The sequence below is a fragment of the Nostoc sp. LEGE 12454 genome, from assembly GCF_056620565.1.
Window position 1 is genome coordinate 1 of record NZ_JBWQXL010000010.1, and the last position, 10,725, is coordinate 10,725.

Annotated in this window: 11 protein-coding genes and 2 tRNA genes; 9 read left to right on the top strand and 4 right to left on the bottom strand. The window is 44.5% G+C overall.

The window, feature by feature from the left end:
- The 5 genes from AC1F2U_RS13100 to AC1F2U_RS13120 all read left to right on the top strand — a co-directional run.
- On the top strand, window positions 1-1,244 hold a 1,244-nt coding region (locus AC1F2U_RS13100; protein ID WP_480261507.1), incomplete at its 5' end, for a WD40 repeat domain-containing protein.
- Between the two features lie 29 nt (window positions 1,245-1,273).
- The gene (locus AC1F2U_RS13105) at window positions 1,274-1,453 is read left to right on the top strand and encodes a type I-MYXAN CRISPR-associated protein Cas6/Cmx6 (RefSeq protein WP_480261677.1); all 180 of its coding nucleotides are present in this window, start codon (window positions 1,274-1,276) and stop codon (window positions 1,451-1,453) included.
- A gap of 111 nt (window positions 1,454-1,564) precedes the next feature.
- Complete coding sequence (locus AC1F2U_RS13110; protein WP_480261508.1) at window positions 1,565-2,164, top strand: Uma2 family endonuclease; 600 nt, start codon at window positions 1,565-1,567, stop codon at window positions 2,162-2,164.
- A 45-nt stretch (window positions 2,165-2,209) separates the two neighbouring features.
- A complete protein-coding gene (locus AC1F2U_RS13115; RefSeq protein ID WP_480261509.1) occupies window positions 2,210-2,596 on the top strand; it encodes a type I restriction endonuclease in 387 nt (128 codons plus the stop codon).
- 48 nt (window positions 2,597-2,644) lie between these two features.
- On the top strand, window positions 2,645-2,893 hold the full coding sequence (locus AC1F2U_RS13120) for a hypothetical protein (protein WP_480261510.1): 249 nt from the start codon (window positions 2,645-2,647) through the stop codon (window positions 2,891-2,893).
- A gap of 271 nt (window positions 2,894-3,164) precedes the next feature.
- On the opposite strand, the gene AC1F2U_RS13125 is transcribed toward AC1F2U_RS13120, so the two are convergent.
- Window positions 3,165-3,237: transfer RNA gene (locus AC1F2U_RS13125), tRNA-Val, on the bottom strand.
- Window positions 3,238-3,349: 112 nt separating this feature from the next.
- Here AC1F2U_RS13125 and AC1F2U_RS13130 point away from each other — a divergent pair.
- Both AC1F2U_RS13130 and mazG read left to right on the top strand, forming a co-directional pair.
- Entirely contained in the window at window positions 3,350-3,937 is a 588-nt protein-coding gene (locus tag AC1F2U_RS13130) for a metal-binding protein (RefSeq protein WP_480261511.1), read from the top strand.
- 51 nt (window positions 3,938-3,988) lie between these two features.
- Entirely contained in the window at window positions 3,989-4,807 is an 819-nt protein-coding gene (gene mazG, locus AC1F2U_RS13135; protein ID WP_480261512.1) for a nucleoside triphosphate pyrophosphohydrolase, read from the top strand.
- Between the two features lie 153 nt (window positions 4,808-4,960).
- On the opposite strand, the gene AC1F2U_RS13140 is transcribed toward mazG, so the two are convergent.
- The gene (locus AC1F2U_RS13140) at window positions 4,961-6,151 is read right to left on the bottom strand and encodes a transporter substrate-binding domain-containing protein (RefSeq protein ID WP_480261513.1); all 1,191 of its coding nucleotides are present in this window, start codon (window positions 6,149-6,151) and stop codon (window positions 4,961-4,963) included.
- Between the two features lie 844 nt (window positions 6,152-6,995).
- Between AC1F2U_RS13140 and AC1F2U_RS13145 the strand changes: the two genes are divergently transcribed.
- Entirely contained in the window at window positions 6,996-9,290 is a 2,295-nt protein-coding gene (locus AC1F2U_RS13145) for a PAS domain-containing hybrid sensor histidine kinase/response regulator (protein ID WP_480261514.1), read from the top strand.
- A gap of 15 nt (window positions 9,291-9,305) precedes the next feature.
- Window positions 9,306-9,611 (top strand): hypothetical protein, encoded by a 306-nt coding sequence (locus AC1F2U_RS13150; protein WP_480261515.1) that lies wholly within the window; start codon window positions 9,306-9,308, stop codon window positions 9,609-9,611.
- A 19-nt stretch (window positions 9,612-9,630) separates the two neighbouring features.
- Here AC1F2U_RS13150 and AC1F2U_RS13155 read toward each other — a convergent pair.
- Together AC1F2U_RS13155 and AC1F2U_RS13160 are read right to left on the bottom strand one after the other, a co-directional pair.
- Window positions 9,631-9,704: transfer RNA gene (locus AC1F2U_RS13155), tRNA-Val, on the bottom strand.
- A 221-nt stretch (window positions 9,705-9,925) separates the two neighbouring features.
- Complete coding sequence (locus tag AC1F2U_RS13160) at window positions 9,926-10,546, bottom strand: hypothetical protein (protein WP_480261516.1); 621 nt, start codon at window positions 10,544-10,546, stop codon at window positions 9,926-9,928.
- Window positions 10,547-10,725 lie beyond the last annotated feature (179 nt).

The window sequence follows — 10,725 nt, forward strand, 5'->3', positions numbered from 1 at the left end:
CCTACAGCCCCAATGGACAACAGTTAGCTTCTGCTAGTCGTGACAAGACGATCAAAATCTGGGATGTCAGCAGTGGTCAACTCCTGAAAACCCTGACTGGTCATAGCAATTGGGTCTTTAGCGTCGCCTACAGCCCCAATGGACAACAGTTAGCTTCTGCAAGTTGGGACAAGACAATCAAAATCTGGGATGTCAGCAGTGGTCAACTCCTGAAAACCTTGACTGGTCATAGCGATTCGGTCATTAGCGTCGCCTACAGCCCCAATGGACAACAGTTAGCTTCTGCTAGTCGTGACAAGACGATCAAAATCTGGGATGTCAGCAGTGGTCAACTCCTGAAAACCCTGACTGGTCATAGCAATTGGGTCATTAGCGTCGCTTACAGCCTCAATGGACAACAGTTAGCTTCTGCAAGTACTGACAAGACGATCAAAATCTGGGATGTCAGCAGTGGTCAACTCCTGAAAACCCTGACTGGTCATAGCGATTCGGTCTATAGCGTCGCCTACAGCCCCAATGGACAACAGTTAGCTTCTGCTAGTCGTGACAAGACGATCAAAATCTGGGATGTCAGCAGTGGTCAACTCCTGAAAACCCTGACTGGTCATAGCAATTGGGTCATTAGCGTCGCTTACAGCCTCAATGGACAACAGTTAGCTTCTGCAAGTTGGGACAAGACGATCAAAATCTGGGATGTCAGCAGTGGTCAACTCCTGAAAACCCTGACTGGTCATAGCAGTGAGGTCATTAGCGTCGCCTACAGCCCCAATGGACAACAGTTAGCTTCTGCAAGTGATGACAAGACGATCAAAATCTGGGATGTCAGCAGTGGTCAACTCCTGAAAACCCTGACTGGTCATAGCAGTGATGTCTATAGCGTCGCCTATAGCCCCAATGGACAACAGTTAGCTTCTGCTAGTTGGGACAAGACAATAATTTTATGGGATTTGGATTTCGATAATTTATTACACAGTGGTTGCAACTTACTAAATAATTACCTCATTGCCCATCCAGAAGTGTTAGAAGAGTTGCAATCATGCCAAACGCGATCGCGGTTGGCGCAGGGAGCGGCAGTGTTAGTCATCCAAGGTGAGAAGTTAGCGCGAAATGATGATATTGATGGCGCTGTTGAAAAGTTCCGCAAAGCACAGCAGTGGGATAACAAATTAAAGTTTGATTCCCAGGCGAGAGCAAAAGAGTTGGCGAATCATGGCAAGATATTTGTCCCTCACTACATGAACTAAACAATATTGGGATTCATCCGATTGCTGGAATACCGACCAGAAAAAATTTGCTTGAACTCACTGCTCAATCTGGTCTAAGAATTCGGATTTATCATCAACAAATTCCTTTAATTTATCCTTATTTAGCGGGTCAAGCCTTTCATATAGGTCAAAATTTTTATCAACTAGATATTCCTGACTACAAACCTTCCTTGATGAACAAGCATTAGTTAGACGAAGAGTAGGGCATTACGGATAAATCTATTTGTGTAAAATAAAGTGCAGCAGAGATTTTTCTATATGAAAATGTGCGAGTCATCCAATCCAGGAGTTTCCCCACAATGATCGCAGCCAAAAACAACGTCCCCCACCTCACCCTAGACGAGTACTTTGCCTGGGAAGCAACCCAACTGGAAAAACACGAATACATCGACGGCAAAGTTTACGCCATGAGCGGCGGTAGCGTTAATCACGGTCGTATCGCCATCCGCTTCACCGCCATGTTCGACAGCAACTTAGAAAATACAGGTTGCATCACCGGAAATTCTGATGTCAAAGTCAATATCCTTGGCAGTAATAACTATACCTACCCAGATGCCAGCGTTACCTGCGACGATCGCGATAAAACCACAACCCAATATATTACCTATCCCTGCCTCATTGTCGAAGTCCTCTCCGCCAGCACCGAAGCCTACGACAGAGGCGGCAAATTCCGAATGTACCGCCAAAACCCAGCCTTAATCGATTACCTACTAGTCAGTTCCACCAGCATCGAAATCGACCTATATCACAAAAACGACGCAGGCGACTGGTTAATTATCAATTACAAAGCAGGCGACACAATCGAACTCAAAAGCATTAACCTCAATTTCCCCATTGAACAAGTCTATCGCGGTTTAACCCTCACTCCAGAAACCCCAACAGACATCATTAGAGAATAGGTAGTAGGTAATACTTTTATCTCATTCCCCATTCCTCATTTCCCTATGCCCCAAACCGAAGCCGAACTTGAACAAAAACTGATTGAACGTCTAAGAGGATTAGACTACGAACTTGTCACCCTTCGCAATGCCGAAGATTTCAAAGCCAACCTGAAAGCCCAACTGGAAAAACATAATAAAGCCGAACTAGAAAAGCATAATAAAACCCAGTTTAGCGACGGAGAATTTAAGCAAATCCTCAACTACCTCGACAAAGGCAACGTCTTCGATCGCGCCAAACGCCTGCGCGACAAAATGCAACTCAACCGCGACGATCGCACTACCTTTTACCTAGAATTCCTCAACACCGAACATTGGTGTCAAAACCAATATCAAGTCACTAACCAGATTACCCAACAAGGCAATTACAAAAATCGCTACGTTTATCTTTGACGAATGCCACCGTTCCTAATTTGGCAAAACCCATAAAAATCAGGCATCTTGCACTGTCTGTTAGGAACATACGAACTACTTACATTCCGTAATTTGAGCGGTCAACTCTCACGTCGTAGTGTTGATATTCATTTTTGCCGTTATTGTGCTGACACTCCAGAGGATGTGCAAGCTTTCAAAAGTGTATTATTAAGTTTCCAGCAGCAGATGCCACTTGCAGAAACTCCAGATTTAGTTAGTCATTGGAAATATTTTTATGAACGTACTTTGGGATGTGTTGGTATCCTCAAAGACTAGCTCAAACGCGCTTTCAAAGATGCTTTAACAGAAGGGGCTAATACTGTCACTATTAAGCATCTAAAGCAACATGCTTGGTCAATAGCCCGTCCGTGCTGCTTTGAATGATGCACGACGTGAGCTTGGTTTGTAAGCTGTTATAGTTTTACCTATAAGCTTCAAAAACTGGAAGGATAAATTTGCCAGTTTAAATTTTAACCATAAGCTTGCAGTTGCGGCAAACTTATGGGTAAAGTTACAACCAACATTTAATCTGCGAATGTACAGTAGATGGGCAGTACCAGACTCGAACTGATGACATCCTGCTTGTAAGGCAGGCGCTCTACCAACTGAGCTAACCGCCCGTTTGACTAATCCTTAACTAATATAGCAAAACATTTCGCATTGCGCTAGTAGTTTCAAGAAAATCTTTTTTTCTCTTATACTGACTCAGTATTCAGTCACTCAGGATTTAGGATGCCCTCTGGTCGGACGCACGATCGCATTACTATGTATGCTCTGCCGTTCGTGGCGGGCGTTACTTTCTGGCAGACTCGCAGTAGCAATGCAACTTTGTTGGTTGCAGGCGGGTTTCTCTTTGGTGGGCTGATGTTTGGCCCCGATTTGGATATTTACTCTGTGCAATTCCAACGCTGGGGTTTCTTGCGCTGGATTTGGCTACCTTATCAAAAAAGTCTCCGCCATCGTTCTTTTTTATCCCACGGGCCGATTATTGGCACGATTCTGCGGATACTTTATCTGGGGTGTTTGCTTGCTATTGTGGCAATTTTCGCTTTGGCGATCGCCCAAAGGTTGTGGAATCTGAGTTTTAGTTGGCAGGATTTGGGACAAACTGTGGGGCGATCGCTCGTGCAATACGATACTGAATATGTCGCCCTGTTTTTGGGGTTGGAACTCGGTGCGATGAGTCATTCTCTCAGCGATTGGGGGGGTTCGGCTTATAAGCGGTTTAAAAAACAGGGGGTTCGTGGGTTGCTTCCTAGTGGCAAAATTAAGAGGCGGAAAGTGAGGAGTGGTAGTCGTCGGCCGAGAGTAAAGAAATAATTTTTTTTAACGCAAAGGAACGCTAAGGGAAGCGCAGAGGTACGCAGAGGTATGGAAAAGCAAGAAGAGACTTTGGCGGCGTTGCAGGAATTAATTGAGGTGGTGGCGAAATTGCGATCGCCTGATGGTGGTTGTCCTTGGGATTTGGCGCAAACCCCTGAAACACTCACGCCTTATGTAATTGAGGAAGCTTATGAGGTGGTGGACGCAATTAAGAGTGGAGATAAAGGTGCGATCGCTGAGGAGTTAGGCGATTTATTATTACAGGTGGTATTGCAAGCCCAAATCGCTAGTGAATCAGGACAATTTTCTCTCAAGGAAATAACTCAGGGGATTTCTCAAAAGTTGATTCGCCGTCATCCTCATGTGTTTGGTGATGTGTCGGTGGCCAGTGTGGATGAGGTGCGGCAAAATTGGGAACAAATCAAAGCTGCGGAAAAGGGCGAAGCATCTCCAGACGCCCAAAAATTTAGTGCTAAACTCGCTCGTTATGGACGTACTCTTCCCCCACTGACGGCGGCGATGAAAATTTCTCAAAAGGCTGCGGCGATCGGGTTTGAATGGGAAAATATTCAGGGCGTCTGGGATAAGTTTCATGAGGAGTTGGCAGAGTTCCAGCAAGCTTTAGCTGAGGAAACACCCGAACGACAAGAAGCAGAATTAGGCGATTTACTATTTGCCGTGATTCAGCTAGCACGTTGGCATAATCTCGACCCTAGCACCGCTTTGCAAGGCACAAATCAGCGCTTTGTCCAGCGATTAGAAAAAATGGAGGCGGTTGTTGACCGTCCCCTTTCTGATTACAGTTTGAATGAGCTAGAAACTCTCTGGCAACAGGCAAAAGCTCAACTTGCGAAAGAAGGGAGCTGAAAAGAGGCGGAGGGGCGGAGGGGCGGAGGGGCAGAGGGGCAGAGGGGAAAAACTTACTACAACTTCTCCCCTGCTCCCCTGCTCCCCTGCTCCCCTGCTCCCCTGCTCCCCTGCTCCCCCGCTCCCCTGCTCCCCTGCTCCTTGCTTCCTTCTTCAAGATTTTTCAGCATCAAACCACTTATCATATAACGATTGATAAGTGCCATTTTCCTTAAGACTCAGGAGAGCCTGATTAATTGGTTTGCGGTAGGGACTGTTATTGGGCAGGATGATGCCATAGCTTTCTTCACGCAAGATGCTGCCAACAATTTGTACTTTTCCTTTGCCTTCATTGGCAGCAAAGAAAAGGAGTACAGGCGCATCAAATACTACAGCATCAGCTTTTTTTGTTTGCAAAGCATTATAAGCTTGCTCAATCTTAGTAACTTCTAAAACTGAAATCTTATGTTCTCGTAGGTATGTGGCGGCTGTGCTACCCGCAGTTGTAGCCACTACCTTGCCGGGTAAATCGTCTATACTTCTGATGTCACCTTGAAGCTGTTGCACTGTCAATGAGGTAGTCGCGCTGGCTGTAAAGTAGGCGGCAAAAAGTACTCCGATGAACATCCAGACAATACCTACTAGGCGTCCCATTACTCCCTTGGGCATTTCGTCAGCTTGGGTTGCTAAGGTGGCAGCTGCCCACCAACAGGCTTTGAAAATGCCAGGAAAGTATGATTTGGGAATCATCCCATCTTTGTGATGACGTTCAGATAACCAAATAATATGGGCTGCTACCACAATTAGTACCAGGGCAACACCTATTACCTGCAATAGGGCAGCAGAGAAAAACAATTGCAAAATATTTGGGAAGGCACTGTTATTGCTCTCTGCGTTTCTCACCATAATTTGCAGCCCCCCAGCAAAAATAGGTAATGAAAAATCAAAATTCTGTTCGCGTTCGGCTGTAATCGAGATAGCTGAAATTCCCAAGTTGGCTTTGTTGTCTTTAATAGCCGAAAGCAGTTGCGGCACTGTGGAATACTCTATAAATTTAGACTCTACACCTATTTGATTAGCGATTTTGCGCCAGAGGTCGATACTGAATCCTGATAGCTCACCTTTGTTTGATAGCACAAAGGGCGGTATAACTCGTGTAGCTACTAATAAAGGTTGTTGGGGTTGTGGTTTTTGGGCCACTCCTGGGGACGCCATTAATAACAATGCCAAAATTCCACCTATTAATCCTATGCAGGTATACAGTGCTAAGGAACGCTTGGTTTTGTTTTTCGGGTCATATCTGCCAATTAGGCTGTTTTTCCCAGCCATAAATTGGCGAAATCTACTAGCGATCGCATTTATCATCAGAATTGTCTTAGGGTTGTGTGCATAATCTATTTATCATGCCCACCTCATACCAAAGATCGTGTTCATCATCCCCCTAAAACCAATTTTTTTCAGATTTAGGGAGACTGGGAATTAGTAAGATAGATTACCTCGCCTGTAGTCGGGTTGATTGTTTCACATTTGCGTAGGCATAGCCCGCACTTCTCTAGGAGATGCTGTGCGTAGCTTGCTTCTTTGAAGGAGTATGACATGGTTCGACTCCGGCTCCATCGAGCGAAGCCGAGATACTCACCAGCAGCTCAGTGACCATCGTAGACATCGCTTACACTATTTACCCACTCATTCTTTAATCAGCAACTTGGTTGGGCCAATTTTGATCTATTGTTCTGGTAGTGTTGCTGTAAGCATTAAGTCCCCCTAAGCTATAAAAACATTTACTGAAATCTACCTATTATGTTTCTTGCCGTACAACCCTGTAGGTAGATTTTTTGATGAATTCTTTATTTTAAAATTATAGCCAGAGGTTGAGACAACTATATCGTGTCTAAGAGGATGTTTGAAAAGTCCTCTTGTCGGTATCAAAAATTTTAGATCCCCCTAAATCCCCCTTAAAAAGGGGGACTTTGATTCCGGTTCCCCCCTTTTTAAGGGGGGTTAGGGGGGATCTAAAAGTGCCTAAAGTCACAGCGAAACACTTTTCAAACAACCTCTAATTCACTTTCTAGAACTTGCGTTGCCAAGACAAACCTCTATCTTTTGAGCAATAGTTTTGAGATCGGACTTTAGCGTACATTTGGATTTATAATTGCGAGATATTTTATCTAAACTACGCTTCTTAGTCTTTGGAAACAAAGTGAGCAACATGGATGTAGACGATTTCAGTCAACAAATAGAGACATTGCGCTCACGGGTAACGGGATTAGTGCAAAAGACTGCTAGTGAGCCGTATTCACAGCAAGAGTTAACAGCAGAAGCTTTTGAGGAACTGCAAATCACTCTGGAAGAACTAAAAATCGCCTCCGAGGAACTACAAGCAACACGAATCGTAGTAGAGAAGGAGCGTCAGCGCTACCAAGAATTATTTGATTTTGCACCTGATGGTTACTTGGTAACTGATACATTCGGCATTATCCTGGAAGCTAACCATGCTGCTACCATGCAGCTCAATGTTTCACAGCGATTTTTGATTGGCAAACCGCTGCTGACTTTCATCGCCCAGTCAGATCATCGAGCTTTTTTTAATTACCTAACTCAGTTGCAGCATATTAACCGAGGCGGGGAATGGGAAGTGTGTTTACAACCACGAGAAAAAATCTGTTTTGATGTAGCTTTGACAGTAGTTACCGTTCGTAATGAAAAAGGTAAGCCAGTTGCTCTGCGCTGGCTAATGCGTGACATTAGCCAGCGTAAGCGTTTAGAGTTGCAGCGCCAGCAGTTATTTGCCAATGAGCAAGCCGCCCGAATTGCAGCCCAAGCCGCAGAGAAACGCTCTAATTTTTTGGCTGAAGCAAGTAGTGTATTGGCATCTTCCTTAGATTATCGCACTACCCTAACTAGCGTCGCGCAATTAGCAGTGCCTACTCTTGCCGATTGGTGTATTGTGGATGTCATCGAACATAATTTGCCAGTCTTCACTAACCCAGTCATCGTTGCATCAGAACCAGCGAAGGAAGCATTGATCCGAGAACTCCAACAACGCTATCCAATTCCTGTTGATGCTGATTACGGCCCAGCGAAAGTTTTACGGACTGGTAAGCCGGAACTGGTTACAAACATTCTTGAGTCTTCATTACAGAGAAAGTCCTCAAACGAAGAACACTTTAGTCTGCTGCGCCAACTCCAAGTTAAGTCTCAGATGGTAGTACCACTGTTAGTACGCGAACGCAAGCTGGGGACAATTCTATTTGCGTCTGCACAACCAGGACGCCATTACACGACTGTAGACCTAGAAATGGCTGAAGAACTTGCTCAACGAGCAGCATTCGCCATTGAAAATGCCCAGCTTTATCAGCAAGCCCAAGAAGCTAACCGCATCAAGGAAGAGTTTTTAGCGATCGTTTCCCACGAACTTCGTACACCTCTCAATTCTATGCTGGGTTGGGTTCAAGTAATACGTACTCGCAAATGGGACGAAGCAACTACTTCTAAGGCATTGGAGACAATCGAGCGGAATGCTAAACTTCAAAGAAAACTGATTGAAGATATCCTGGATGTCTCACGCATTGTACAAGGGCAAATTCGCCTAAATATCCGTAAAGTTGACCTTGTGCCGATAATTCAGGCGGCAATTGAAGTTGTACATCCCACATCTGAAATTAAGGATATTCAAGTTGAATTTCATCTTGATTCCTCAGTTGGTCAAGTTATGGGCGATGCCGAACGCCTACAACAAGTTGTCTGGAATTTGCTCTCTAATGCCGTCAAGTTTACACCTAACGGAGGGCGAGTTGAAGTCTATCTAGAAGAGGTAAACTCAAATGCTCAGATAACTGTCTCTGACACAGGTAAGGGAATTAGTACTGACTTTCTACCTTATATCTTTGAGCGTTTCCGTCAAGCTGATAGCACAACTACCAGAGCAGACAATGGTTTGGGGTTGGGGCTAGCAATTGTACACCATTTAGTAGAAATGCACTCAGGCACAGTCTGCGCATTTAGTGAAGGGGAAGGAAGGGGAGCAAAATTTACAGTGTTGTTGCCTCTGGTAGAACCGCAACCAGAACAGTTAATTAAAGAAAGTAAAGAAAAAGCCGAGAACCTCTCAATACTCAACGGCTTGCAAATACTTGTTGTCGATGACAATGCCGATACGCGGGAGTTAGTTGCCTTCATTCTTGAAAAGTCTGGAGGGCGGGTGACGGCAGTTAGCTCAGTAGGTGAAGCCCTGGAAGCACTAGAACTATTAAAACCAGATGTTCTAATCAGTGATATTGGAATGCCAGATGAGGATGGTTATTCTCTGATTCGGAAAGTGCGGGCGCAGGAAGCAGAGCAAGAAAAGAAGATGCTAGCTGTAGCACTAACGGCATTTGCTAGAGATGAAGAACACAAGCTCGCTCTGCAAGCTGGATTCCAAGTTCATTTATCCAAGCCAATTGAGCCAGAAGAGTTGGTGGCAGTGGTAGCGAATCTTACCAAGGGTAGCAAACAAGTTTAACGCACAATTAAGCTTTTGGTAGCAAATGCGTACCCCGAAATAGCAAATGCGAACCCTGAAATAACAAATGCGTACCCCGAAATAGCAAATGCGATCGCCAAAATAGCAAATGCGATCGCCAAAATAGCAAATGCGAACCCCGAAATAGCAAATGCGAACCCCGAAATAGCAAATGCGTACCCCGAAATAGCAAATGCGTTCGCCGAAATAGCAAATGCGAACCCCGAAATAGCAAATGCGAACCCCGAAATAGCAAATGCGTTCGCCGAAATAACAAATGCGAACCCCGAAATAGCAAATGCGATCGCAGACGAAAAATAATTAGTCACTGTACAAATAATGGACGTAACTGGATTCGAACCAGTGACCTCTACGATGTCAACGTAGCGCTCTAACCAACTGAGCTATACGTCCTTAACCACACGATTATCAATAGTAGCATATACTTCTCTGATAAAGCAAGATAAAAGACCAAATCAGGCGAATATCACTCCCTAAGTAATCAAGCGCAGATGATGTGAAGTATTTGTTTGATTTGTAAAAAAGGTTGCACCACTTGCTACAAATCAAACAAATAAGTCAAATCCTTTTCCTTTTGACCTCCAGCAAGACTGCCTGATTTTTTGCAAGCGTCTTTAAGTTTCTCGAATCCAAAATGCCAATCCTCCCCCACGACCGCGAGCTGCAATGAAATCTTCTGTGACTAAAAAGAAGCCAAAGAAGGGTAGTTTCGCTATAGGTTGGTTGTAGAAATCTTCTGTTTGAACTTTACCAGCACGAATTGCTCTGTTGTAAACAACACGACCAAACAAACTGATAATCATCTGGTTAAAGTCAAAGGCCAATAAATTTTTCTTCCCGAAATATTGCACTGGCCCCGTGAGCTTCAGTGAAACTGCGTTAAGCTCAACCTGATTAGCAATTTCGCCTCTGTCTGAATCCTGTTCCAAAGTGGCATTAAAGGAAACATGGATTGCCATGAACTTAGGTACATAGAAACCGTTGCCTAATACAATTCCGCCGCTACCTCTGTTTTTCTTAGTGCCAGTGACAAAGCAAAGTTGCCATTTACCGAGCAGAAACTCAAACGGATAAGTCAACTTTTGTTGCTTGGCAGTTTTTTCTGCTTGTAGCACTGCCTTTATTAAGATTTCAGGACTAGGGCGTATACTTTTTGGTTCTCTATACTTAGCCGCAGCCTGGGATAGCACGTTAATAAAGTCAAATGTCGCTTTAGGTGTTAAATTAGCCGTCATGAAGCCACTCTGGATTTAACTATTTCTTGATTTTCTGATAGATTGTAGCGTTCATCCGTAAGAAGACACATCTTTCAACCGTAGTATCCACTAGAAGTACGTCGCTCGATTTATCAAGGAAGGCAAGAGGCAGAGGGCAGGAGGCAGAAGGAAAACTGCCCGGTTGTTGAGCGTAGTCG

Excerpts from the sequence above, each read along its gene's own strand:
- AC1F2U_RS13110 (WP_480261508.1), top strand. The coding sequence starts at position 1,565 with ATGATCGCAGCCAAAAACAACGTCCCCCACCTCACCCTAGACGAGTAC.
- AC1F2U_RS13115 (WP_480261509.1), top strand. The coding sequence starts at position 2,210 with ATGCCCCAAACCGAAGCCGAACTTGAACAAAAACTGATTGAACGTCTA.
- AC1F2U_RS13130 (WP_480261511.1), top strand. The coding sequence starts at position 3,350 with ATGCCCTCTGGTCGGACGCACGATCGCATTACTATGTATGCTCTGCCG.
- mazG (WP_480261512.1), top strand. The coding sequence starts at position 3,989 with ATGGAAAAGCAAGAAGAGACTTTGGCGGCGTTGCAGGAATTAATTGAG.
- AC1F2U_RS13140 (WP_480261513.1), bottom strand. The coding sequence starts at position 6,151 with ATGATAAATGCGATCGCTAGTAGATTTCGCCAATTTATGGCTGGGAAA.
- AC1F2U_RS13145 (WP_480261514.1), top strand. The coding sequence starts at position 6,996 with ATGGATGTAGACGATTTCAGTCAACAAATAGAGACATTGCGCTCACGG.
- AC1F2U_RS13160 (WP_480261516.1), bottom strand. The coding sequence starts at position 10,546 with ATGACGGCTAATTTAACACCTAAAGCGACATTTGACTTTATTAACGTG.